The following is a 25,921-nucleotide window of genomic DNA, read 5'->3' as shown; positions in this document are numbered from 1 at the left end:
CGATAACAGGCTAGATAGATGCTCCCTGACGGCGACCGGGATCCCCTACTCTGGCTCGACTGGCGTAAGGTGATACAGTACACAAATGGCGACGCAAAAGGACGTGGCCCCTGCATCTCACCTAGCTCGGATCCCACGAACCGCCAAAGTAGTTGAATGCGCCACTGAAGTCGCCTGTACGAATGGGCTCCTCGCCTCTCTTTTCGGCGATTATCCTGCCGTTGCGAATAAGCGTGAAGCGTGGGGCACCAGGTAATGATGGTGAGGTGACTTCACTGACGCCAGCCGGCAGATCATGCGTCGTATATCTGTCGCCCAGTCCGATGACGAGCGTCGCAGAGCTGGTCAGGAATAACGTTACATGGACTTGTTCGGTCAATATAGTACGGGATCGTGGTGCAGCGAAAATGCCCAAGGACGCGCCGATTCCCTTCATTTCGCTCACGCCCACCGGATGCAGACGATAGAAATAGTAGAACTTATCCTGAATGATCTTGGGCGCAGCACCGAGCTTGAACCACTCAATAAAATAGCGGCTCGCATCAAGGTATGCACGGTGACTCAGTAAAGCACCGAAGCGAGGGTCATAGACATTCGCACGGGTATTACTGCCGATCGGGGCGACATATGTTGATTCCGCCCAGTCGTTCCATGTCACTATTTGCACCCAATCCGCATTCGAGCGAATCGCAGAGAGCCATTCGGTCGCCATGCCCGCGAAACCATCGGTTTCGAACGCACGGTAGTTCGTACCGGTCGGGAGGCCTCGATAATATGGCGTGACCGATGCCATAAACAGCTTGCCTGCCGACTTCAGCGAGGTTGCCAGATTTTTAACGGACCTTGCCAGTGAATCCGGTTCGCCGGCTGCGCCGAAATAGAAATAGCCCTGCGTCGAAAGGCACCGATTCACGACTTCATTCGCGACGGCACCCGTGATTTCTGCTTCACCTGTAGACGGTGCGAAGTGAGGGACGAAATACACACCAAGCAATTCCGCTTGCTCGATCAGTGATTCGCAGCGCGCAGGATTTTTTCCTCCCAACGCATACGCCGAAACCACCGGTCGTGCGCCGACCATCAATTGCCCGGGGAGGCCAGCGGTACTTTTTACAATGTCGTCCAGCTCGTATTGAGCTTTACCATCCGCCGACACGAAAAGCTTGAAGCCGCTTCCGAGTTGCTCGGCGGCACGATACATCTTCAGCACGCGTGCGCGATAAAGCGGCTCGCTGCGATTCCAGCCGCCGCAGTTCAGGGCGAAACCATCTATGCCACGTTCCTGTGCGTCCCGGAACTCAGCAATATAGTCGTCAACGCTCGCGTTCGGGCCGCCGCGCGGCCACGCGACCATATAGTGTGCAAACACCCGCTTGCTCGTTGGCTGTAGCGCTGATACACGTGAAGCCATCCAGGCGGACGGAATACTCAAGCATCCCAAAAGTAACGTTCTACGTTTCATTTCTGCGACCTCGGGACGTGACGCTCGTCGGTGCAGGGGCCACGTATGGCGTCGTGAGCAAATGTCGCGCCGCGCGTCGACTAGATAGCAACGAAAAAATCAGCACGAGCATGCCTGTGATCACGGCACCCATCAGCGCACCGAGCACCCCGAATCCCCGCGACAGTACCGAAACTAAAAGGAGCGATGCACCTACTTCAAATGTTGAGATTCTGACGAATGATGCGCGGTCTGCGGAAAAAACGATAAGTGACAGCACGCGGCACAGGAAAATCAACGTGGCGCCGAGGAATGCGACGAACATGAAGACCAACTGCGTCGCATGGGAGCCAAGCACTGCAGTCGGAAACAGATGGACGCGGCATGCAAACCAGCTCGCCGTTGACATGAAGACCATGAGAATTACAGCGCCCGCTGCCATGACGTGGCGTTGCGGCAAAAACAGAATCGCGGACATCATCCGCATAAATCCACCGGTAAGAACAAGGGCTACGCCTTGGCCACAATTAAAGGCGAGGTTGTGCACGCTCTTCACGCCGCGATACAACGATCCCGCCCCCGGCCCGAGGATCAAATTGACGATCACTATGTCTATGTGCTTCGCCCCAGAAAAGATCGCATTCCCGTACCAACTACCTAGAATCTCTTTGCGATTCTCCCAGAAGAACGTCTGATATCCAAAAGTGCGGAAATTGAAATGTTCCGCTTCAGGGCGGAAGAATTCAGATCCGCGCGGAGGCCCGCGACGCGTCGAGTGCAGATACGCGATCAGTAACATCGCCCCATAGATGGTTTCCACAAACAACAGCAGATCTGGGAGAAATGGATCGAGAGAGCGTTTCTTGATCAGCAATACGACGATCAGCACTCGACTGACCGCGGATACCGTCGAGATCACGCAGACGGTGCCGCTGCGCCTGTAAAACCGCATAACGCCTAGCGCGTAGTGCGACAACCCATAACACATCGGCGCCAGCACCATCGGCACGCCAAGCTGCGTGCTCGCAAATACACCGTAATGCGCGAACAGCGTGCCAAAAACCGAGAACACCACCGTCGAACCCACCGCGCTGATGCAATCAAGGAAAATCAATGTGGATACGCGCGATCGCACTTTCTCGACAGTGAAGATCCGAGGCGATCCGAAATTAAAAAGGTCGATTGCGACGAAAAAGAATGCCAACAGCGCGTACGATTTACCCAGCCACACCGCGTCTAGATAACGCAGCGCAAGTGCTACCGCTACGAAATTTCCGAAGGCGGGCAATGCCGACGCGAGCATTACGTAGACTACATCTCGATTCATGTCAGCCATGCGCTTTCAGTGCCTCGCAATAGCGGCTGTAATGCGCTTGCAACTCCGTATAGCAAAACCGCCGCACCACTTCGCGCTGCCGTTGTTTCTGCTGCTCACGCCATTTCACATCCGTCAAGGCGCTCGCGATTCTTTCTGTCAACGCGCCAATGTCAGCTGGCGCCACTAGACTCTGGGGATCAAGCACCTCTGCAACGCCGCCTACGCGTGTCGCTATGACCGGAACCCCAACCGCCATGGCTTCGAGCAGCGCTCTCGGCATGCCTTCCTGTAGCGACGGCAGAACGAAGAGTTCATGTCGGCTCACAGTGCTGAGCACATCGTCCCCATTCAATGCACCCGCGAAACGCACAACATCACTAAGGCCAAGTCGCACTGCCAATTGTTGAAAATCTTTGCGTAACACACCATCGCCGACAAGCGTGAGTTCGATATTCAGCGCTCGTTCACGCAGCGCAGCCACCGCGTGTAGCAAAATCCCGTGGCCCTTGCTTTCGTTGTGCATCATTGCGACATTGACGATGCGGAATACACCCCCGTCGTCGTGCACGTTGCACGCATCGTCGCAGCGGTCAAACAACTCGGCAGGGAGATACACATCACTGAAACCGAATGATCGTGCCTGCGTTCGTGGTGGATATGCTATCTGCAACGCGCTGTCTGTTACATAGCGCACAGTCCGTCCGTACTTGGCCGCATGACGCGTAGCCCAGCAATGTACCCAGCGGGCGATACGGCGGAGTGGATGACGCGAAGCTGAATCGCTGAAATAGTCGGCCGGATCGGCAACGATCTCCGCGGAAAACGGCCTGCATCTCGCGTGACACAGCAACATCGCTAGCAGCGAAAGATTTCCCGGAAATCGCAATACCAGCAGATCCGCAGTGCGAATCACATTCCAGATACCCCACACCAGCTGCGGCAACTGTGTGATCCACGCCTTGACGCCGCGTGGATCGCCAAGATCAATGAATTGCACGCCTGTACCGGTAACGAGTTCGCCCCGTGCGTGCAGCACCGGAAACGACCGGGCCGCGATCCTCACCTTTGCGAAGCTCTCCGTGAAGCGCGCCGCAAACTTGCGATGTCCCATGTGTGGGCTATATATCTGATCGCCGACCTTCTGGAAGTTACCATCAATCAGAAGTGTTACGGACGGGCTGCTTTCGTCCTGGAGCACCTTCACGAGTTCCGCGTAACGATTCGCCGATGAGCTAGCCAACTTCTGCCAAAAAGGGGCCGGGTTACACCGGAGTTCTTCAACTGCAGAAGCAACAGCATTGGGATCGAAGCTTTCCGCATGGAACGCGTATTCAGACACGCCGAGGTCGCCATACGCAGCCTGCCCTTTTCGCTCGTATGCGATATGAATGCTTGGCAGCCCGCCAAGCACACTTTCGAGACTCCCATGCAGCCGCACGGACACGACGATCGCATCCTCGTCCCGGATTACATCGCGCAGCGCAGGCGCCGAGTCGTCGCCGAGCACGTGGTGATAGAACACGTCATCGCTATTCCCACGCCCCGCGCTCTGTAGGGCGAGGCTTGCGTCCGGCGTCAGTGCGATCAGATGCCGCAGCTTCGCAATATAGGCGTCCGCGTACGGCTTCTCACCCAAGTCGCGAAATACAAAATATACCTTGCGTCGCGCACTGGATGTGAAAGATTTTCCGGCCGCGAGTTGCAACGCATGCGGCCGCTTGCTTATTTCCAGCACGACAAGATCGCCGATCCGCACCGCATGCCGATGACTCAGTTCACGCACGCTCTTGTCGTCGCGCAGGAAGATGGTATCGACATGATGGCGCACGAGCCACTTGAGCACCCAGCCCGGCCCCGTCGAAAAAGGTCCGACGCTTTGCGGGAGATAGATCCGCACGCGGGGGCCCCATAAGGATGCGCAGACAATCTGCAATCCATGCGCAGTTAGCGTCTTGCAGCCTTCTTTCCATGTACCAGCGCGCAAATAGCCGCCGCCGACACCGAAGAATATCGCGCCGCGCCGGCGCCACGCATGCGTCATCGTTCGTATAACGAACTGACCTAGTGAAATCAGGCTGATTTTCGAATCGTCAAGATAGCCGATGAATGACGCCGGATCCAGACACACGACAGTGACGATCTGCTTGAAACCGGCCTCGCGAATAGCGCGCAAGCTCAATTTAACCAACAGCCCATCGCCACTGTTTCGCGAGCTGTACGCGTGCAACAGATAGATATCAGGCACTCTCATAGTAATTCATCAAGGACTTGAAAAACTTTTCTGCACTAAACGCCTGATCGAATACGTGGCGCGAATTCGCGCCCATGCGACGACATTCGTCAATGGACAGTGAGTTAAGTTGCTCGGCAAGGCAAGCACCCGTGAGTTGGCGCAGCATTAGACCGTTGTAACCATGAATGACCTGCTCCGGCAGCGAACTCTCGCTCGATACGACCAGCACCTTGCCAGCTCGCATAGCTTCGATCGGTACAAGCGCGAGTCCTTCCCAGCGTGACGGAACTACGATCGCATCCATCTTCCGCATCGCTCGCCCCGCCTCTTCCGGGCCAACCCACCCGTGATACGTAACGCACGGGGTTCCGTCTGGCATCGCCACGCCGCCGCGTACTGCGGTCCCGAACACGTGGACCTGCAGGTGATCCTTGAGTAGTGGCAAAGCGTCGACGAGAATGTCAAAGCCCTTTTGATAGTCGAGTCGACCGAAATAGCCAACATGTATATGCCGAGCAGAGTGTCCGACCGCCTCCGTATCGGTGTCGATTTGCTCAGCCGCCATGTCTGTCGGGATGCCCGTATATACAAGTTCGAGCTTGTCCTGCTCAATACCATACTTGTTTGCCGCACGCACTTCGTCAAACGACATGCAGAGAATCCGCGTGCAACGTCGCGCCAGCCATTTCTCAATCATCGCGAAGGCGAACGCGGTCATGCGCGAGATGTCCTTCTTCATAAAGGACCACGCGTGCGGTGTATACAGCACCTTCGCTTCACCGAACGAGCCGAGACGTACATATACGCCCGGATAGGAGCTATGACAGTGAATCACGTCCGCATGTAGCATCTTGATAGTCTTGCGTATTGCGCACGAGATACTGACGAACCTGAGTGGATTGCGACTAGACCGGTAAGGCACGACGTTAATGCCATCAACTTCGAACCTTGCCGCGTCCATGTTGTGTGGGTCGCATACAAGCACTACGTTGTGCCCGTAACTGCGCTGTTCGATCATCAGCGCTGTCACGTAACTCGAGATACCACCCACCCAAGTTTCAACTACGTGGACTATCTTCAACGCGCACCCCTGCCTTTCGATGAAAGCGGCATGATCCGCACCTTCTTTTGTCTGAGCAGCAGCGCCATTGGAAAAGCGAATAACACGATCCATCGCATTTCGTAGTAAGCAAGGACGTTCGAGTCGAACAGAAGAAACAGGAAAGGCAGTGGATACGACACAATCTTGACGGGCATCCATCGCCAGCTTGATCCGCCCCCCATCATCGTGATCTTCGCGATCATCCATGCCAGTACGATGAACGACAGAAGATAACCAAATATGCCGAAATTAACGAGAAACTCCCCCGGCATTCCAAACAGCAGTGTCGTCTCGTCGGACTGGTTGGTCTCTGTTTCTCGAACAATATCGCTCTTCTCGCGAGCGAAGGTTTCAGGCTTGTCTTTCCAGATTGCCTTCGGGACAATTGCCGCCATCCCGCCAACCAAGCTTCGGCCCATGGCTAGTGTGTAGCCAGGCTTCGACACCGAATCGAGTGCCTGTACTTGCACGTCGAAACGTGAGAGATCGCGAAACAGGAAAAAGCTAAGCGGCCCCATCGACAACTGGAGCATCCGCTGGTCTGCGAAGTTTTTCGACAAACTTCCAATCTGCGAATAGTCGATGCCAAACTTCAGTGGGAGCATTGCCAGACCACCAGCGGCGACACAAATGCCAATGATCTTCGCTGCACGACGGCTGATGCGCACAACGAACGTGTGATAGATGAGGCAGGCGAACAGCACGACAAACACAATGCCTTGTCTGTTGCCGAACACACCGGACGATAGCCATCCAAGCACGATCAGTTGGACGAATGCAACAATCCTTATCAAACGGCTGCGCCACGGCCTGAGGGTGACACACACAAAAACCCACAGTGGGGCGGTATTGGCGAACGCCTGCACGACGCCGAGCCCCTCTAAGGGATCATTTGTTGTCACCGACGTTTCGAGACGATCCGCGTAAAGCTGTACGATCTGAGCATAGCCGCCGAGCTTCAGGTAGATGAACGCGAGTGCAGCCAGAGCGAGCACCGCATATCCATATACCCAGCGACTCACGACGGCGGCGGATGGACACATGGCGGCCATCGCGGCGGACGCCCTGCACTTGCGACGCATCGCGAGAAGCCAAAAGTTCATCACCCAGATTCCGGCGATGTTCAACACAAACCACGTGATCGTCGCGGAGTTTTGTTCGGGTAAGAGCGTCAAATAGATTTCATCGCGTGCGATCAACTGGCCTGCTGGCAGCACGCAAAAATACGCAAGCGCGAACAGCCGCCATAGGCGGAGCAACTCGCTATCGGCCTTGATCCACCAGATGCTCGCGGCGACAAGCAGCAGAAGACAGACGGTCAACGTCTCGGCATCACCGTGATAGAGCGCGGCGAAGAGACACGCGATCGCGCCGCCTCCGAGAAGCAACCAAAGGAAGGGCAGAGCCCGACGCCGCTTCGCGCGCACTCCGTTCATGATTTCACCTCTTCGTCTTCTGATACTGATAAGCAATGTAGCGATATGCGCCATACTTCGATCGATATCCAAATGCGCGCGCATCTACACCATTGAATATCACGCCCTTGAGTGACGCGTTTGCGCGTTGCAGTCGTCGCGCGCTCTCACTGATCTCACCGATCGCCGTCTTTTGAAAGCGTGCAACGAGGAAAACCGTACCAGCGATGGCAGCCATTGTCGGAGTGTCAGAGACCGCTAGCACTGGCGGCGTATCAATGACTACCATGTCATATCGCGAGCCAAGCAATTCCATAAGACTGTTCATCCTATCGCTTAATAGAAGCTCCGACGCATTGGGTGGAATGCTGCCAGTCGTCAGCAGATCGAGACCCGGCGACACCTCGCGCTGAATGACGGTCTCGGCGGCGGAGTGGCCAGCAAGCACATTTGACAGGCCCTGACCACGTTCCCTGCCGAAATACTGATGCAGGTGACCGCGCCGCATGTCCGCGTCGACGAGCAGCACCCGCTTGTTGCCACCACAAAGCACGCTGGCGAGGTTGGCGGAGATGAACGACTTACCTATACCCGGTGCAGGGCCGGTCAGCAGCAAACGATTGTTCGGCGCTTCGAGCATCGCGAAGCTCAACGCGGTGCGCAGACTACGCAGACTTTCAATTGATGGCTCGTCTGGATTCGATTCAGCGAGCAGATACTTGCCCGGCCTGCCTGATTGCATGCCCGCGTTCAGCGATTTTTGAGCCTGCGAAAAGGGAATCGCGCCATATACATTGAGGCCTGCGTAACGCTCGATGTCCTGCGCGTCTGTGACACCGCCGTATAGCATCTCCCGAACAAACGCGGTGCCGATGCCGAGCATCAGACCCGCGATTGCCGCAAGCCCGATAAAAAGTGGCCTCTTCGGCGATACCGGCTCTTCCGGGACGCGTGCTTCGTCTACCTGACGAACACTGGCGACCTTGCCCGCCGCAACTAGTTTCAACTGCTGGATGTTGTTTAGCGTTCCGACGTAGATGTCTTGAGCGACCTGCACGTCGCGCATCAGCGACACCGCATCCTGCTGGCGATTCGGCAAGAGCTTCATGCGGTCATTCACGTCGCTCACCTTGGCTTTCATCGCATCGATCTGCTGGTCGAGTGCAACAATGGCAGGATGAGACGGCGCGTATCGTGTTGCGAGATCGGCGCGCTTCTGCTGCAGGTCGAGCAGGCCGCTTTGTGCGACGACGCTTTGTTGTAGATAGGTTTGCGCCTCGACGCTAACATCAAACGTACCGCTCTGGTTGCGCATAGCGTTGTATCGTTTCTCCGCGACTTCGAGGTCATGCTTCAGTGCCGGCAACAAGGCTTCAAGAAACTGCGATGACTTGTCCGCTTCAGCAGTTTTCCGCTTCACGTTTTGTGCGACGTACGCATCTCCTATCTCATTGAGAATTTCTGATATCTGCTGCGGATCGCCGCCACGCAGCGTGCCGGTGATGATGTCGCTTTGCTTGCCTTTCTGCTGCATATTGAGCCTTTGCTGCAGATCGGTCAGTGTCTTGAGCTTCGATTCGCGAGTCAGATAGAATGCGGCGCCCGGCTTCGCGTGCACGCCTGCGATGAGCAGGTGAAGATGGCCGACGCTCTGCTCGATGTCCAGTGGCTTGCCAACGATGCCTTCGATCGGCGAGTCTAGGTCGGACTGCGTCAATCGGAAGCGCTGGTTCCCGAGCAGCGTTAGCCGAAAGCGTTCGCCTTCCAGTTCTTTCGGCACGTCGAATTCACGCACGTCAATCGATTCGTTTCCCCAGCAGAATCCCCCCCACCCCATCAGGCCCGGAATGGAGAGCGATTTCGCGTTGTCGGCGACACGCCAGCCGATCAGCGGGAAATAACGTGGCCGCGCATCGATGTAGAGACGCAGGTTATTCACCGCCTGATCGACCACCGTCCGCGATTGCAGGATCTCCAACTCACCTTCGGCCTGAGTTTTCACGTCGAACAGCGAAGACACGTCGCCGAGCAGCGAACTCGCACTCGTCGGGTTATCCTCTTCGACCTGAATCATGATGTCCGCTTCGTATGTCGGCCTTGCTAGAAATGAATAAGCGCCCCCCAGCAGAACAACGGCTGCCAAGACGCTCGCGATAAGCCAGCGACCGGCGATCAGTATGTCCAGGTAGCGAATGAGGTCGTCGTGCTCGTCAGTGTGGTCCTCGACCATCAGGTCGGACTGCTTGTTCATCTTGTTCTCTCGCTATGCCATTGCTTTTATGCGTGGCGCCCATGCATCGGCGCCCATCCGGATCAACTCGAACGCCTCGTGGAAGTGTTTCACGGGCTTTCTGTACGGGTCGGGCACGTCGAAACGCCCGATCTCTCCAATCCGAAATACCTTGCCCGATGCGACTGGGTGCTGGCGCATGATCTGGTGCTTGTGCGTCGCTTCCATCGTGAGGATCAGATCGGCGAACCGAACTAGTTCGACGTTCAACTGCTGTGCTCGATGCGCGGCGATGTCGAGCCCCGCTTCGGCAGCGACGCGTATCGCCATCGGATCAGGCGCCGAACCTATGACGGCGTTGAGCCCGGCCGACACCACAGTGACGCCGGGGACTTCGCGACTAATCAGGTTCTGAGCCATCGGGCTGCGACAGATGTTGCCGACGCATACGACTAGTATCGACTTGATCATTTGGCCACGATCGCACCAGCTAGCGCCGCGTTGACGGCGGGCAATAGCAAGCTCAGCACGCGAGAAAAGCGCACGAGTCCATTACCATCGACATACACAACGTCACGAGGATTGAGTTCGAACTGGTTCGCGAAGATCATCGCGACCGGGGACTTTGCATCAAGGTGATAGATCTGCGGGGTCGGACTCATGGAGTCGCGAATGACATACACTTCCGATGCATCTGCAGTTGCGTTATTCAAGCTTCCCGCCTGGGAAATCGCTTCGCTCAACGTCAACCTTCCGCTTTTCATTGGCACAGCAGTGACAGGCTTGTTCACCTCGCCCATTACGAATACGCCATTGTCGTCACGTGCGACCACACGTAGGAGGTCGCCATTTTTCAGAACGATCCTTGCGGGGTTGACTCCTTTCTCTAACATCCCGGTAAGGTCAAGCGAATAAGAATGTCCATCGCGGACGAGTACCATCCGGCTCTGATCCGCCGTCGCTGCAAATCCACCCGCCCGGTTCACAGCGTCATAAAGGGTCATCGGAATATCGTTAAGCGGCAGCGTGCCCGGCGTGTGTACCTCGCCATCGACATAGATCTGCTTGGCGCGAAACGAAGCAACACGCACCGTGACTTGCGGCTTGACGAAAACCTTTGTCAGCGCCACGGCCAGACGTCGTTGGACCTGCTCAGGCTTCAGACCTTCGACATGAATTGGCCCGACATACGGAAAATCCAGATTGCCATCCTGGTCAATCACGAATCCGGGCACAGGATCGGAAGGCCGAGTAGCTGTTTGGCCGAGGGGACCTTGCGCCTGCACTAACTCGGGATGATCCCAAACCGTAATCTGAAGAACATCGCCCTTACCGAGCGCGTAAGGTTCGGCCGTTGTTAAAAGGCTCTGTATCTGGAGCGAACTTGTACGCGACAGGTCGTCCTTCATCCGCGCGATCAGAGCGGCGTCTATGGTGGAGATGGGCACGAACGAGTCCTTAACGCTGGATTGAACACCCATCGCGCTCGTCGACAATTCGACTGGGGGAGTCATCTTCATACCAGGCGCCATTGCACACCCAGACAATCCCGCACACGCCGCGATCACTGCTGCAAACCAGCAGCCCAAGCTCGATCGATTGCGCGGTACATTTGAAGCCGCTTTCATTGCCCATCCTTTTATCTTCACTCGCCCCCGCCCTCAGACGATCGCGTCGCGGTTCTGTCGCACAGAGCTCAGCATCGATGCACACCGTCACGCCGATCGAGCCAGGACTCCCCTCGTCGTCCATAGGTGTTCGATGTGTACCGTCGGATTCCCGCTTCCGCCTATGCATCACAAAACATGCTGCATTTCAGCGACCCGCCAGCATACGAACCCACCCACCACCTTTCCCGCCAATACCCGAACCGTTTTCGCCAACCCCCATCTCAAATTCAAGCCCCGACCTCGCCCACCCCAACCACGTTCCCAACAAAAACACAACCAGGAGGAACTCTGAGAGATAATGTCGGTCCACATGGGGTCGTGCGGCGATTCCACGTCCGGTCCCTATGCTGCGAAACCTCATAGAAACCGCCACGAAGCAACGCCGCGCTACCGCGCCAAAGCCCTCCCACGCACAGCACAGGGACCGCGACCAGCGCAACAGCCACACAGCAACACCCCAATTCCAGCCTCACCGAGCCTGCGCTGCGCGTCACCCGCGCACCGTCTCGCGGAGGCGTTTTCGCCCGAAAAACCGCATGCAGACATCCAAAAACCGTCTGATCGAACTGGACTTCTTCCGGGGGCTAGTTCTTGTATTTATCGTCGTCGACCACATCGGCGGCAGCATCCTGTCGCGCGCGACGCTGCACGCGTACGCGCTGTGCGACGCGGCCGAAGTCTTCGTCTTCCTCGGTGGATTCGCGACGGCCACGGCTTACGCTTCGCTTGCGAAACGCCACACGGAAGCCGACGCACGCAACCGCTTTTTCAAGCGTTCGCTCGAGCTGTATAGGGCGTTTCTGATTACAGCCGTCCTGATGCTGCTCGTAAGCGCCGTGATGAGCGCGTTCAGCATCGACGCGCCCAACATGGCCACGACCGATCTCGACGACATGATGGACACGCCCACTGCGGTCCTGCGCGACATCCTGCTGTTCCGTCGCCAGCCGTACCTGGCGTCGGTACTGCCCATGTACGCGTTTTTCGCGTTTGCCGTGCCCGCCATCCTGCCGCTCGCGCGCAGCAAGCCGTGGCTGCTGCTGGCGGGCAGCCTCGCCGTGTGGTCGATTGCGCCGTCGTTGCTCCCCCATCTCCCTGTCGCGGAAGACGCGCAGTGGGACTTCAACCCCTTCGCGTGGCAGTTGATGTTCGTGCTCGGCGTGATCGCGCAGACGCAACCCGTCTATCAGCGCGCGAGTGCGCACCGCCACGGGTGGCTATTGACAGTGTTCGCCTGCGGCATCGTCGCAGCTGCCGCCTGGTTCAAGCTTTTCGTGGAAGTGGGGCCGCTGGACAGCAGCCTGAAACAGAATCTGTCGTGGCTGCGCGCGGTCAATTTCCTCGCGATCGCATGGCTCGTCGCGAATATGGTGCGCATCGGCTGGGCGCGAGCGCTGGCTCAACGCCTGCCGTGGATAGGACTTGTCGGGCGCAAAGGCCTCTTGTGTTTCGTCGCGGGGACAGTGATCTCGCTGGTCGTCGACTCGCTGCTCTATACGGCAACAGACGGCTATCTGAACGTACCGCTCGGTCTCGTCGCAGATGCCGTCGCGATCGGCTCGCTGTTCGCCGTCGCGAAAGTATCGGTGCCGATCTCGCGCGTACTGACGCTGCGCCTGCGCGGCTCGGGGCCCGCCTGAGATCGGCGATCAGCCCGTCACGCGAGCCACGCCAAACTCAACGCTGCAATCAGGAAAGCCACATCAGCGCTCGACCCACTCGGTCCATAGCACCATCAGCACCGTCATCAGCGCCGGGCCGACGAACAGCCCGAGCAGCCCAAACGTCTCCGCGCCGCCAAGAATCCCGAACAGCACGAGCAGAAACGGCAGCCGCGCGGAACTGCCTATCAGCACCGGCCGCACGAAGTGCTCGGCGACAAACGCGACGACGAAGCCGAACACAGCAAGGCCAATCGCGGGCACGAGCGCGCCTTGCTCGATGAAGAGCCACAGCGCGGCGCCGCAGAATACGATCGGCGCGCAAAACGGCAGCATCGCAGCGATCGCCGTGACGAAACCGAGCAACGCCGCGTGCGGCACGCCCGTCAACATATACGCGAGCAACAGCAACGCGCCCTCGCCGATCCCGACGACCACCAGCCCCGACACCGTCCCGCGCACAGCCGCCGCCATCCGTTCGGCCAGATGCATGCCGTCATAGCCGAACGCGCGCCGCACGCCCTTCATCAATTCGCCCGACAGCTTCGGCCCCGCCTGAAAGATCACGAACAGCGTGACGAGCATGAAGCCGAACAGCATCAGCGCGTGCGCCGCCCGCGCGCCGAAATGCCGGCCGAACGTGACGACCGCGCCGCCGTGCAAGCCCTTCATGGCGGGCGAATCGCGCAGCGGCTGCGTCAGGTTTTCCTGCCACCACGCCCCGATCTGCGCCGCGCCAAACGGCAAATGCTGAACGAAGTCCGGCAACGGAATGCCGTTCTCCTGGACGTCGCGCGCCCATTCGATCACGTCGTGCGCCTCGGCCGCCGCCTGCGCAATCCCGATTCCGACAGGCAGCAGAAACAGCAAGCCGATGGCAATGGTCAGAACGGTCGCGATCAGCGTCGAGCGCCCCTTGAACAGCCTGTGCTCTTCGATCCGGTGAAACGCCGGCCACAGCGCAATCGCGATCACGCAAGCCCAGGCAATGGCCGGCACGAAATCGCGGATCACCCAGATCGCCAGCGCCACCATGACGGCATACAGCGCCGCCGAAGCAATCCGCTGCGCCTTGCGGCGATTCGGCATGTCGGCCTCGGATGGAACGTCGGGCGGGCGTTGGTTCATGTGACCTCGTGATGGAACTCGATGCGCGTTCAACGATCGCGCATCGCAATGGTGGGGCGGGCAGCATCGCCAACGCACGCGCATGCGCGATGCCTGCGCGTGCTCGCCGCGGGGTTGCCAGCCGTCCATCTTAAAGGATGCAACGTTCCCCGGCAGACCAGACAAACGGTCCGGCCCTTTTCTGCCTTTCATACAACAGTTCGTTGCATATTTGCGTGTAATCGCTATGACGAGCCGCAAATCCCCTTATTACCGTTCGTGTGCATGTCCACCATCTCATTATTGCGGAATCGGGAACAGTGTTTCTACGCGGGCACAATGGCTCTCACGCGCGCGTGGGTCTACATTCGGCACACCACAAATACGGAGCCGACCATGACCACTCTGGAGTGTTTACCGTTGATGGGCGCTAACGGGTTGCGCATCGAGATTCTCGAACACTCTGACACGACGCTGGTGATCCGCTGGATCGAACCCGGCCGCTGCCACTACGGCGAGCAGCGCTGGCGCCGCCGCTCGGCGCACACCTCCGGTACCTGCGCGGTTTCGCGCCGAAAGATCCGGCGTGGCGACGCCGTCTTCAAGCCAGCCGAACGCCCTGCTCCCGCAAACGCCGCCGCCATGATCGCGGCCGAAGTGCTCGAGCACGCATTCGCTGCATAACCAGCGTTTCTGGCAACAATCGGCGGCCGGGATTCCCGCCGTCAACCGGCAGCGTGTTCGACGAGGAAGCGACACACTTCGCGATGCATCCATTGCACGCCGGGGCTCGTCGCCAGCGCGCGCCACGAGCCGTGCACGAGGCCGATGCCGACGGGCGCACTCGCCTGTCCTCCCGCCGCGCGGATGCGTTCCGCAAAGACCCGCGCGTCGTCGCGCAACGGGTCGTGCTCGACGCCGATCGCAAGCGTCGGCGGCAATCCATCATAGCGTGATGCTTCGAGCGGAACAGTCCACGCGTGATCGCGTGCCCGACTGGACCAATACAGCGCGCCGTAGCGTCGCACATCGGCAAGCGTGAGCATCGGCGCATCGGCTTCCGAGTCGCGCGCGGGCCATTGCGGTTCGATGCCCAGCATCGGATAAACCAGCGCGACGCCGTCCACGCCCGCTTTCCCCTCGTCGCGCAGACGCATCGCGACACTCGCCGCGAGCGTGCCGCCCGCGCTGTCGCCTGCCAGTTGCAGCGATCGCGGCAAAGGGCCGAACGGCAGGCGGCCGTCGAGCGCGGCACGCGTCACGGCAAGGCAATCGTCGTGCGCGGCCGGGGCGGCGTGCTCGGGCGCAAGCCGATAATCGACGGTCAACACGCACAAGCCGGTATCCGCCGCGATGCGCGCTGTGATCAGGGCGTGACTGTCGAGCGATCCGACAACGAACCCGCCGCCATGAAAATACAGCACCGTGCCCATCGACCGCGCACGCTCAGCGGGCGCGTACAGGCGCACGCCGAACGTGTGTCCATCGGGCGATGTGAAAGGCGCGTCGTGAGTCGTCACGCCATCGGGCAATGGCGGCGTTAGCGCGGCGGCGTACTGTTCGTACACCGCCCGCTGTTCGGCAAACGTCGATACAGATCGATCGCGCGGATAAAGACCCTTCGTGCGCTCAACGAACGCGATCATCTCAGGTTCGAGCATCTGGCATGCTCCGCTCAGGTTGTCCGATCATGCACGCGAATGCGCGCGGCGCTATTTGCGCGTTTGCCCCGGCAAGCCAATCACGCGCCCCGCGTATTGCGGCGCAGGCAGCGCCGCTTGCGCATCGACGAGCGCGCGCACGCGCGCTTCGACGTCGCTGTCGAACACCGCTGAACGCGGCCCGCCGATATCGACGTGCAACAGCATCTGCTCGCCCGCCGCGACGGCTTCAGCGCCGTCGTCCGCGAACATTTCGAGGTACAGGTGCATGCGCTTGGCGTCATACGCGAGCACACGCATCTCCACCCGCACCCGGGCGCCTTCCTTGATTTCGTGCAGATAGTGAATGTGTGCTTCGAGCGTGTAGATCGAGCGGCCACGCGCTTTGCGCACGGTGTCGTCGAGGCCGATCTGGTCGATCAGCGCATCGGTGGCGAAGCTGAAAATCAGCATATAGAACGCGTCGCGCAGATGGCCGTTGTAATCGACCCACTCGGCGCGCACGACGTCCTGATACGCAGGCAATTCCGCGTGTCGCGGCATGGCGAATGTCTCCGTCGCTTTGAACGAGGTACGGCACGCGCGGGATATCGGTTTCAATGCCCCGCACACGCACAGATATTACTCGACCTTATTCGTCGGCACGCAAGCCATGACGCGCTTTCGTTTCGGCAATCGCGGACAGCACGTTCGTGATGCATTCGTCGCGATAGCGCTCGAGCTGCTTGATCGAACGCGGACCCACCTGCTCTGCCGTTCCGTCCACCACGCGGTCGATCAGCTGGTCCGTCAGCTTCGGCGCGGCGAGTTTCGTCCACGGCAATTCCAGCGCGGGCCCGAATTGCTGCATGAAATGCCGCATGCCTGCGTCGCCGCCAGCAAGCGTGTACGTGAGGAACGTCCCCATGAACGACCAGCGGATGCCCGCGCCAAAGCGGATCGCATCGTCGATTTCCCCGGTCGTCGCGACGCCTTCGTCGACCAGATGCAGCGCTTCGCGCCACAGCGCTTCGAGCAGGCGGTCGGCGATAAAGCCCGGCACTTCCTTGCGCACATGCAGCGGCCTCATGTCGAGCGCACGATAGATGTTCATCGCGGCGTCGATGGTCGACGGCGCGGTTTGTTCACCGCCCAGTACTTCGACAAGCGGCAACAGATACACAGGGTTGAACGGATGCCCGACAATGCAGCGCTCGGGGTGCAGCGCACGCGCATAGAAATCGGTCGGCAGCAGGCCCGATGTCGACGACGCGATGATCGCGTCAGGCTTTGCCGCGCGGCTGATCTGCTCGTGCAACGCGAGCTTCAATTCCTCGCGCTCAGGCGCGCTTTCCTGAATGAAGTCGGCATCCGCGACGCACGCTTCAATCGTCTTCACGAAACGCAGGCGCTCCTGCGAAGCACCCGCCGCGAGTCCGACACGTTCGAGTGCGGGCCACGCATTCGCGACGTTGTCGCGCAACTGCTTCTCCGCGCCCGGCGCGGGGTCCCATGCAATGACGTCGAGCCCATGCGCGAGCGCGCGCGCCACCCAGCCGCTACCGATCACGCCTGCGCCGATTGCTGCAAAAGTCTTGATATCCGTAATCACTGCCATTGCCGATGATCCTCTCGAATGATTCAAAGCGTTATTGCAACTGCTATGCGAACTGTTCTGCGGCGCGCTTTTCGAGCAGCCGTTCGCCGCGTGCGCGCAGGCCGAGTTTCTTGCGGCCCTCCGCAGGTGTCAGCGCGCGGCCGCCAAGCCGTTCGATGATTTCAACGGCGCGCGTGACGAGCGAGCCGTTGCTCGCAGGCACGCCCTTGTCGAGCCAGATGTTGTCTTCAAGACCCACGCGCACATGACCGCCCAGCAGCATCGCCTGCGCGACCATCGGCATCTGCATGCGGCCGATACCGAAGCCCGCCCATTGCGCGCCGGCCGGCAGGTTGTCGACCATAGCCTTCATGGTCGTCGTATCGGCGGGCGCGCCCCATGGAATGCCGAGGCACAGCTGAAACATCGGCGGCGCATCGAGCAGACCTTCTTTCAGCAATTGATTGGCGAACCACAGGTGGCCCGTATCGAAGATCTCCAGTTCCGGCTTGACGCCGAGTTCCTGAATACGCTTTGCACCCGCCCGCAATTGAGCGGGCGTCGATACGTAGATATAGTCGCCGTCGCCGAAGTTGAGCGTGCCGCAATCGAGCGTGCAAATTTCCGGTAAAAGCTCTTCGACGTGCGCAAGCCGCGTCAACCCGCCGACCAGATCGGTGCCCGCGCCGAAGCGCATCGGATCTTCGCCGGGACCGATTTCCAGGTCACCGCCCATGCCAGCCGTCAGATTGATGATGACATCCGTATCCGCGGAGCGAATACGGTCGACGACCTCGCGGTACAGATTCGGATCGCGGCTGCCGCGTCCCGTTTTCGGATCGCGCACATGGCAATGCGCGACGGTTGCGCCTGCTTTTGCGGCTTCGATTGCGGCATCGGCGATCTGTTTGGGCGTGACGGGAATGGCGGGATGTCTGCCGACGGTGTCGCCTGCACCCGTGACAGCGCAGGTCACGATCACTTCATGGTTCATGCGTGAAATTCCTGTTAACTGTGGGATCTGACTGGTTGCAATGGAAAAGTACTTCCCGTATTCGAATGTCGGATCTCAAAGACCGAGATAAGCCTTCACGGCAGGCAAACCATCCTTGCCGTCATACGTCTTGACGCCTGCGAGCCATTCGTCGAGTACTTGCGGATTCTTTTTCAAATACGCTTTAGCAGCTTCGGCGGGCTTCTCCTTGTTCATCACCGACTGCATCACGACGTTCTCGAGCTGCGTGGTAAAGCGAAGATTGCTCACCAACTTTCCAGCATTCGGGCAGCGCGTCAGAAAATCCGGCGACGTCAGCGTATAAACACGCGCTTCGCCATCGTTCGGACCGAATACGCCTTCGCTCCCGCTCAGGTACTTCATATCAATCTGAATGTTCATCGGATGCGGCTGCCAGCCGAGAAAGACCACCCATTTCTTTTCACGCACCGCGCGGTCGACGGTCACGAGCATGCCCGCCTCGCTCGACTCGATCAGCTTGAATCCGCCCAGACCGAACTGATTGGTCGCGATCATCTTCTGGATTGCGGCATTCGCGCTGCTGCCCGGCTCGATGCCATAGATCTTTCCGTCGAGTTCCGCACGATGCTTCGCGATATCGGCGAAAGTCTTCAGTCCCGCGTCGTATTCGTAAGTGGGCACCGCAAATGTCGCTCGCGCACCCGTCAGATTGGGCGGCTGCAAGACGTTGATCGACTTCGCGTCGACGAACGGCGCAAGCGCTTTCTCCTGTACAGGCCACCAGTACCCGAGCGAGACGTCCAGCTGCTTGCTCTTCAACCCGGCAAACGAGATCGGCACGGATGCCACCGTCGTCACCGGCTGATAACCGAGCCCTTCGAAGACCGTCGACGCGAGCGCCGTAGTCGACGTGATGTCGGTCCAGCCAATATCCGCGAAATGGACGGCGCGACAGCTCGGCGGGTCCTGCGCGAGCGCGGGCAGCGACAGTGCGGCCAGCAGGCCAGCAAGACATGCGGAAACGGCTTTGATGATCAACTTCATGACGATCCCCTTCGACACAGCTCGTAATGTTCTGGAACGCCCGCGTAACGGGCGGCGAGTGAGACGACTCTGGAAAGACGCGACGTGCATTAAAGGTACAAATCCATATTCCGGCAAAATCGACTATCAGCGACCCGTTCTTGCTTGCGCGCGACCATGAGGGAAAACCAGCATGCGTCGGCGCGATGGTGCGCTGCGCCATACGCGTAGGGTTTTTTGTCGGCTTGCCGCATTGCATGCCGCTTGCTACGCTCGCCGGATTCGACGAATCCGGCCAACCTGACATCCAGAAGATCGAGCGATGCCCGAAGACATTTCGTTTCTGCTGCTGCCGGGCTTTTCCGCCATCGGCTTCATGTCGGCTATCGAGCCTCTGCGCGTCGCCAACCGCTTTCGCGAAAACCTGTACCGCTGGCATATTCTGAGCGTGGACGGCGCGCCTGTCGCCGCGAGCAACGGCATTTCGATGAACGCCGAAGCCGCCTTCGGCGATGTCGATCACGTCCGAACCGTCTTTATCGTCGCCGGTTTCGATCCGCTTGCATGCTACAGCCGCGCGCTCGGCGACTGGCTCCGGCGGCTCGACCACACCCACGCGACGCTCGGCGGCATCGACACAGGCGCGTTCATCCTGGCCGAAGCGGGACTGCTGCGCGCCACCGACAGCGTGACCCTGCATTGGGAAGCGCTCTCTGCATTCCGCGAGCGCTACCCGTCGGTGAATGCGAGCGAAGAGCTATTCGAGATCGGCGCGCGGCGCATCACCTGCGCGGGCGGCACGGCTTCGATCGACATGATGCTCGACCTGATCTCGCGCAGTCATGGCGCGGCGCTCGCTTCGTCGATCTCGGAACAATTCGTCGTAAGCCGCATCCGCCAGCGCTCCGATCATCAGCGCATGGAAATCGCGGCGCGTTACGGCGTGCATAACCGCAAGCTGATTCAGGTGATCGGTGTCATGGAGCAGAACATGGAAGAACCGCTCGCGCCCGCCGATCTCGCGCAGGAAATCGGCGTCACGCGCAGACAGCTGGAGCGGCTTTTCTGTTCATCGCTAAAGGACACGCCCACGCATTTCTATCTGCAATTGCGGCTGGATCGCGCGCGCGAGCTTTTGAGGCAGACGGACATGTCGATTACGGCGATCTGCGTGGCGTGCGGATTCGAGTCGCCGTCGCACTTCTCGCGGACCTATCGCGCGCGGTTCGGTACGAGTCCGCGCAGCGACCGGAGTCCGCTGCGTCATGGTGGTGGTGGCAATCCAAATATGCCACGAGAAAGCGCAGTGCCTTGAATGCGGTGCTATTTGACCGATTTGCCTTGTTCTTTGCGAACAAGGCAAATCAAACCAGCGTCAGAACGAGTGCCGCATGCCGATACGCACATCGGCCTGGGTCGTCGTGGTGGACGGCGTGAAGCTATAGCCGATCACCGCATCCACGCCGCTCGACGCCTTCAGATAATCACCTGAAATATAGACGTCCGTGCGCTTGGACAGCAGATAGTGCGCACCCAGCGAACCCTGATTCCAGTGATGCCCTTCGAAGTTCGTGTACTGGTACCCGCCGACCACGCTGAACGCCGGCGTCACCTGCCAGCTCGCGCCGCCTTCACCCACCTTCATGTGCGACGTGACGCCCAGGCCCTTGATCGTCGTATAGGTGAAGTTACCCATCAGTGTCACGTCGCCGATCGCGTAGCTCGTGCCGACGCCGAATGTGCCCTGCTTGTCCACGGGAAACGGATTGCTCGCAAAGAGATCGGTTCTCGCGCCAGTCGCCGGATCGACGGTCACCGTCTGCTGGCCGAGGAAGGTGTGCACGCCGAGCATGGCGTACGGATCGAAGGCGTAGATGCCGTGCGGATTATTCAGCTGCGTATAGGCCGCGCCCATTGTGAACGGTCCGTTCGCATAGTGGGCGCCGACGCTCCATGCGCTGTCCTGGTGGAAATCGCCCGCGACATTGCCGAACGAGTACATGCCGCCGAACATGAAGCCGGCGAATTCATTCGACAGGAACTTCACCGAATTCGGCAGGCGGTCGCCATTGAAGCGGTCGAAGTCGCCCTGGTGAATCGCGTAGCCGCTTCCCCACGCCGAGACGTTGTACAGGTACACCATCTCTTCCGTCATATCCAGCTGATTGCCGAACGAAATCGTGCCCCACTGGTTCTTCAGCCCGACATAGGCCTGACGCCCGAATAACGCACTGCCGAAGCCCAGTTGCCCATTGCCGAGGTGAAAGCCGCTTTCGAGCACGAACACCGCCTGCAAGCCGCCGCCCAGATCTTCCGTGCCCTTGACGCCGAAGCGGTTACCGTATGAGATGCCGTCGTCGAACTTCACGACATGCGAGCCGCCCGTATTATTGACCCAGGTAATACCCGCGTCGACGATCCCATACAACGTGACACTGCTCTGCGCGTGACTCGTGTTCGACATTCCAGCGAGCGCGAGTGCGACGCCCGTCAGTGCTGCGGCATTCAGTTTTTTCATTGTGTGGTTCTCTCTTGCCTGACTTTGAGGGGATAGGGATGCGAAGCTGACTTCGCGGCTTGTTCAATTCGCACGACGATGAATGCACAGTACAAATCCATTTTTCTGGCAACTCGACCAAACACGACGTACTTTGGTCTGTTAGCGACACACACAACAAAAGGAACAAACGTACCGCATAAAAAAACGCGCGACCCCTTGCGGAGCCGCGCGTCATTTGACAGTCCCGACAATGTCAATTCAATGAATGCCGAGTTGTGTCTGCACTGCCTGCAATCCGTCGCTCCCATTTGCGGTCGTCACGCCTTTGAGCCATGTGTTCAGCAAAGTTGGATTGCTCTTCAACGCATTCGACGCCGCGGTATTGATATCCACCTTGTTTTGCAGCACATTCGTGATGATCTGGTTTTCCAGATCGACATTGAATGTCAATTGCTGAAAGAGCCTGGCGAGATTTGTGCATTGACTGGAAAAACCGGCGCGCGTTACCGTATTCACCGTCGCGCCACCGTAGTTCGGACCGAAATACGCGTCACCGCCCGACAAATAGGTCAAGTGGAATTTCGTGTTCATCAGATGCGGCTCCCACGCAAGAAACACGATCCATTGCTTGTCTCGCACGGCACGCTCGACCTGCGTCAACATTCCCGTTTCACTCGACTCGACAATCTTCCAGTCGCCAAGTCCAAATGCCTTATCGGAAATCATCTTCTTGATGTTCTGATTGGCGGGCGCACCTGGCTCGATGCCATAGATCTTTCCGTTGAACTGGTCGGCATGCTTGACGAGATCGGCAAACGAATGCACGCCCGCAGCGGCGACATAGTCGGGAACGGCAAGCGTGAACTTCGCGTTGGTCAGATTCGCATGCAGCACGTCGATCGAACGTTCATCGACGAACGGCTTGATGAGCGGAGCTTGCGCGGGCATCCAGTTGCCGAGAAACACGTCGATTTGTCCTTTTTTCAGGCCCTGATACGTGATCGGCACCGACAGATTCGACACGTTCTGCTGATAGCCGAGCGCCTTCAGCAACACGCCCGTGACCGCGTTGGTCGCATCGATATCCGTCCAGCCGGGGTCTGCCATGCGGACCTGCGTGCAGCTTTGCGGCTCTGCTGCCTGCGACGATCCTGTCAATGCAATGCAGCATGCGGTCAGCATCAATGCGCCCTTCGCAAGCGAACTTCTCCAGCGTATGTTCATCGTGTGGCTCCCGTATCGAAGACTTCTCTCTTGCCTGTCATTGGCCGCCGGCGACGCGCGGATAACGCGCCATCGCTTCGAGCGTATCGAGTTCGATGTGATTGCGCATATAGCGCTGGCTGGCGTCGGTGAAAGGCTGCCAGTCCCATGAGCGGATCGTGCCTTGCGTCGTCGCTTCGAAATGAAAGCGCCGGCGGCGCTGGCTCGCGACCACCGCTTGATGCAGTGCGGGAATATTCCAACGCTGCGCGATCTCCTTGCGAAACGCGTCGACGAGCGCGGCATGCTTCGGATCTTGCACGAGATTGATGCGCTCGCCCGGATCGTTCGCAAGATCGTAAAGCTGATCGGGATCGACAGGCGTATGAATGAACTTGTACTTGCCGCGCCGGATCATCATCATCGGAGCAATTGCGCCTTCAGCAAAGTACTCGACAAGCGCTTCGTCGTGCCCGCCGTCGTTGTGCAGATGCGGGATAAGGCTCCGTCCATCCACGGCGTCGGGCCATTCTGCGCGCGGCGTACCCGTTGCCATTTCGACCAAAGTCGGTAGAAGATCGACGTGCGAGACGGATGCAGCCACGCGATGCGCGCGATAATGCTTTGGCGCATGCACGATCAGCGGCACACGCACACCGCCTTCAAAGCAAGTCATCTTGTACCAGAGGCCGCGTTCACCCAGCATTTCGCCGTGATCCGATGTGACGATGACAATGGTGTCTTCGGCGAGACCGGTTGCTTTCAGCGTGTCGAGAATCGCGCCGAATTGCGCGTCGACGTACGAAAGCGCGCCATAGTATGCGTGTCGGGCGTCGCGGATCTGCTGTTCGGTCGGCGGCGTGATATCCGCTTCATAGACATCGCGCAGACGTTTCGAATGCGGATCGCTCTGTTCGCGCGTCAAAGTCATACGCGGCATGTCGATCTCTTCATCGCGGTACAGATCCCAGTATTGCTGCGGAATGGCGTAAGGATCATGCGGATGCGTGAGCGACGCGACAAGGCAAAACGGCCGCGCGTCGCCGCCCGCCGCACGCTCGCGCACGATGTCGTATAGCTTCTGGCGCGTCGTGTAGGTCACTTCGTCGTCGAAATCGAGCTGGTTCGTGCGCACGCATGGGCCAGCGTCCAGCACCGAACTCATGTTGTGATACCAGCTGGGCCGCACGTCCGGGTGTTCCCAGTCCGGCACCCACCCGAAATCGGCGGGATAGATGTCGGTGGTCAGGCGTTCCTCGAAGCCGTGCAACTGGTCAGGGCCGCAGAAATGCATCTTGCCCGAGAGGATCGTCCGATAGCCCGACGCGCGCAGATAGTGTGCGAACGTCAGGGTTTGCGCGGGCAATTCGGCGGCGTTATCGTAAGCACCGATTGCGGCCGGCAATTTGCCCGCCATCATCGAAAAGCGCGAGGGAGCGCACAGCGGGCTCGCGCAGTACGCTGAATCGAATACGACGCCGTCTTTCGCCAGCGCGTCGATGCGCGGCGTCAGCGAGACCTGATTGCCATAGGCGCGCAGCGCGAACGGCGTCATCTGGTCGGCCATCAAGATAACGATATTCTGCTTTGTATTAAGGCTCATGAACGGGGCGGATTAGAATCGTGTGGTTACGTATCGAGGTCCAGCGGCGCTTTTCAGCGAGCGCCGCGACCACTTCACTATTGCCGCTCATTAAACCGTTGTGAAGGCGGCGTGCGCTTATCGGCCCATAAGGGAATGTTATGCCGGGACCAGACCGTCTTCCGCCGATGCAGACCTTATCGGCCTTCGAATCAGCCGCGCGCCTCGCGAGCTTCACGGCCGCCGCGCGAGAGCTCGGTTCGACCCAGCCTGCCGTGAGCCAGCGCATCGTGCAGCTCGAAGAAGACCTCGGCGCGCCCTTGTTTGAACGCGGTCATCGCGGTGTGACACTCACGCCCGAAGGCGTATTGCTCTATGAAGCCGTGCGCAGCGGCCTCGACACGATCCGCGAAGCGACAACCGAGATCCGCGCGCGCCGCGCGACGGGTGCATTGACGATCCTCACCGACGCCGGCTTCGCCACCTACTGGCTCTTGCCGCGCCTGGCCCGCCTGAAGGCGTCGATGCCCGGCGCCAACGTGAAGATCGTCACGTCGCAACTAGGCTACGATCCGCACCGCGACCACGCGGATATCGCCATCGCATTCGGCGACGGCCACTGGCCGCCCTGCACCTCCACGCGGCTTTTCGCCGAAGCCGTCACGCCCGTCTGCTCGCCCGCTTTTCGCGATCTTCACGCATCCGTGCGCGTTGCCGCCGACCTTGCCGCATTGCCGCTCCTGCACGTGCAGCCCACCGACCCCGAGCGCTGGCTTGCCTGGCACACATGGTTCGCCGCGCACGGTCTGCAAGCGCCGGAAGACAGCCAGGCCATGATGTTCAACAGCTATTCGCTGGTCGTGCAGGCAGCACTGATGGGCCAGGGCGTCGCGCTCGGCTGGACGCCGTTGACCGACGAACTCATTGCATCCGGCCTGCTCGTGCACCTGCTCGATACGCCCGTCACCACCGAACGCGGCTATTACCTCGTCTGCCCGCCCACGCGCCCCGCGCCGGCCGCCGTGCCGCTGTTCCGGCGCTGGGTTTTCAACGAACTGATCGACGTCGGCCAGCACACACACGCCTGACGTTCCGATACCACGAGCACGGCGCATCGGTTCTATGCGCGCGCAAATTGGGCTGATTTACTTGATCATCCCGCTTGCCGCGCCGTGCTGCGCTACAGGTTCAATGGCACGGTCATGCGGGAATCCCATATCGAA

Annotated in this window: 21 protein-coding genes; 4 read left to right on the top strand and 17 right to left on the bottom strand. The window is 59.3% G+C overall.

Going from position 1 to position 25,921, the window contains the following annotated elements; genetic code table 11:
* Positions 1-121 precede the first annotated feature (121 nt).
* The 8 genes from C2L66_RS21395 to C2L66_RS21360 are packed head-to-tail and all read right to left on the bottom strand — an operon-like array spanning position 122 to position 11,259.
* Complete coding sequence (locus C2L66_RS21395; RefSeq protein ID WP_054934636.1) at positions 122-1,462, bottom strand: glycoside hydrolase family 71 protein; 1,341 nt, start codon at positions 1,460-1,462, stop codon at positions 122-124.
* Positions 1,452-2,777, bottom strand: a complete 1,326-nt coding sequence (locus C2L66_RS21390) for a hypothetical protein (protein ID WP_063787033.1) — start codon at positions 2,775-2,777, stop codon at positions 1,452-1,454. Before C2L66_RS21390 ends, C2L66_RS21395 begins: the two co-directional genes overlap by 11 nt.
* Complete coding sequence (locus tag C2L66_RS41700) at positions 2,770-5,010, bottom strand: glycosyltransferase (protein ID WP_082434042.1); 2,241 nt, start codon at positions 5,008-5,010, stop codon at positions 2,770-2,772. Before C2L66_RS41700 ends, C2L66_RS21390 begins: the two co-directional genes overlap by 8 nt.
* The gene (locus tag C2L66_RS21380; RefSeq protein WP_225033090.1) at positions 4,997-6,166 is read right to left on the bottom strand and encodes a glycosyltransferase; all 1,170 of its coding nucleotides are present in this window, start codon (positions 6,164-6,166) and stop codon (positions 4,997-4,999) included. Before C2L66_RS21380 ends, C2L66_RS41700 begins: the two co-directional genes overlap by 14 nt.
* Positions 6,070-7,530, bottom strand: a complete 1,461-nt coding sequence (locus C2L66_RS21375) for a hypothetical protein (RefSeq protein WP_054934634.1) — start codon at positions 7,528-7,530, stop codon at positions 6,070-6,072. The genes C2L66_RS21380 and C2L66_RS21375 overlap by 97 nt, the downstream gene beginning before the upstream one ends.
* Positions 7,531-7,534: 4 nt before the next feature.
* Positions 7,535-9,760, bottom strand: a complete 2,226-nt coding sequence (locus C2L66_RS21370) for a polysaccharide biosynthesis tyrosine autokinase (protein WP_054934633.1) — start codon at positions 9,758-9,760, stop codon at positions 7,535-7,537.
* 12 nt (positions 9,761-9,772) lie between these two features.
* Positions 9,773-10,210 (bottom strand): low molecular weight protein-tyrosine-phosphatase, encoded by a 438-nt coding sequence (locus C2L66_RS21365; protein ID WP_054934632.1) that lies wholly within the window; start codon positions 10,208-10,210, stop codon positions 9,773-9,775.
* A complete protein-coding gene (locus C2L66_RS21360) occupies positions 10,207-11,259 on the bottom strand; it encodes a polysaccharide biosynthesis/export family protein (RefSeq protein ID WP_054934653.1) in 1,053 nt (350 codons plus the stop codon). Before C2L66_RS21360 ends, C2L66_RS21365 begins: the two co-directional genes overlap by 4 nt.
* Before the next feature lie 686 nt (positions 11,260-11,945).
* Between C2L66_RS21360 and C2L66_RS21355 the strand changes: the two genes are divergently transcribed.
* Positions 11,946-13,049 (top strand): OpgC domain-containing protein, encoded by a 1,104-nt coding sequence (locus C2L66_RS21355; RefSeq protein ID WP_060603135.1) that lies wholly within the window; start codon positions 11,946-11,948, stop codon positions 13,047-13,049.
* Positions 13,050-13,112: 63 nt separating this feature from the next.
* On the opposite strand, the gene C2L66_RS21350 is transcribed toward C2L66_RS21355, so the two are convergent.
* A complete protein-coding gene (locus C2L66_RS21350) occupies positions 13,113-14,198 on the bottom strand; it encodes an AI-2E family transporter (protein ID WP_060603138.1) in 1,086 nt (361 codons plus the stop codon).
* A gap of 375 nt (positions 14,199-14,573) precedes the next feature.
* Here C2L66_RS21350 and C2L66_RS21345 point away from each other — a divergent pair, with 375 nt between their 5' ends.
* A complete protein-coding gene (locus C2L66_RS21345) occupies positions 14,574-14,861 on the top strand; it encodes a DUF3331 domain-containing protein (protein ID WP_035991149.1) in 288 nt (95 codons plus the stop codon).
* A gap of 41 nt (positions 14,862-14,902) precedes the next feature.
* On the opposite strand, the gene C2L66_RS21340 is transcribed toward C2L66_RS21345, so the two are convergent.
* From C2L66_RS21340 to C2L66_RS21320, 5 genes are all read right to left on the bottom strand, one after another.
* A complete protein-coding gene (locus C2L66_RS21340; protein WP_060603141.1) occupies positions 14,903-15,838 on the bottom strand; it encodes an alpha/beta hydrolase in 936 nt (311 codons plus the stop codon).
* Between the two features lie 51 nt (positions 15,839-15,889).
* On the bottom strand, positions 15,890-16,381 hold the full coding sequence (locus tag C2L66_RS21335) for a thioesterase family protein (protein WP_060603144.1): 492 nt from the start codon (positions 16,379-16,381) through the stop codon (positions 15,890-15,892).
* A gap of 88 nt (positions 16,382-16,469) precedes the next feature.
* Positions 16,470-17,435 (bottom strand): L-carnitine dehydrogenase, encoded by a 966-nt coding sequence (locus C2L66_RS21330; RefSeq protein WP_060603147.1) that lies wholly within the window; start codon positions 17,433-17,435, stop codon positions 16,470-16,472.
* A gap of 43 nt (positions 17,436-17,478) precedes the next feature.
* Positions 17,479-18,408 (bottom strand): beta-keto acid cleavage family enzyme, encoded by a 930-nt coding sequence (locus C2L66_RS21325; protein ID WP_060603150.1) that lies wholly within the window; start codon positions 18,406-18,408, stop codon positions 17,479-17,481.
* A 75-nt stretch (positions 18,409-18,483) separates the two neighbouring features.
* Entirely contained in the window at positions 18,484-19,434 is a 951-nt protein-coding gene (locus tag C2L66_RS21320; protein ID WP_054934624.1) for a choline ABC transporter substrate-binding protein, read from the bottom strand.
* Positions 19,435-19,735: 301 nt separating this feature from the next.
* On the opposite strand from C2L66_RS21320, the gene C2L66_RS21315 reads away from it, so the two are divergent.
* On the top strand, positions 19,736-20,728 hold the full coding sequence (locus C2L66_RS21315; RefSeq protein WP_060603152.1) for a GlxA family transcriptional regulator: 993 nt from the start codon (positions 19,736-19,738) through the stop codon (positions 20,726-20,728).
* A 60-nt stretch (positions 20,729-20,788) separates the two neighbouring features.
* Here the strand turns inward: C2L66_RS21315 and C2L66_RS21310 are convergent, their stop codons facing one another.
* From C2L66_RS21310 to betC, 3 genes are all read right to left on the bottom strand, one after another.
* Complete coding sequence (locus tag C2L66_RS21310; RefSeq protein WP_054934622.1) at positions 20,789-21,931, bottom strand: porin; 1,143 nt, start codon at positions 21,929-21,931, stop codon at positions 20,789-20,791.
* 240 nt (positions 21,932-22,171) lie between these two features.
* Positions 22,172-23,137: a choline ABC transporter substrate-binding protein gene (locus tag C2L66_RS21305; RefSeq protein ID WP_098021607.1), complete on the bottom strand. Its 966-nt coding sequence runs from the start codon at positions 23,135-23,137 to the stop codon at positions 22,172-22,174.
* A 37-nt stretch (positions 23,138-23,174) separates the two neighbouring features.
* Positions 23,175-24,719, bottom strand: a complete 1,545-nt coding sequence (betC, locus tag C2L66_RS21300) for a choline-sulfatase (protein ID WP_060603155.1) — start codon at positions 24,717-24,719, stop codon at positions 23,175-23,177.
* Between the two features lie 140 nt (positions 24,720-24,859).
* Here betC and C2L66_RS21295 point away from each other — a divergent pair, with 140 nt between their 5' ends.
* Positions 24,860-25,786 carry a choline sulfate utilization transcriptional regulator gene (locus tag C2L66_RS21295; RefSeq protein ID WP_063803372.1) on the top strand — a complete coding sequence of 309 codons (927 nt, stop codon included), beginning with the start codon at positions 24,860-24,862 and terminating at the stop codon, positions 25,784-25,786.
* The last annotated feature ends 135 nt before the right edge of the window (positions 25,787-25,921 follow it).

The organism is Paraburkholderia caribensis (assembly GCF_002902945.1).
GTDB lineage: Bacteria > Pseudomonadota > Gammaproteobacteria > Burkholderiales > Burkholderiaceae > Paraburkholderia > Paraburkholderia caribensis.
Note: the sequence above shows the minus strand (reverse complement) of the source record. Positions and strands in the feature narration are given on the sequence as shown.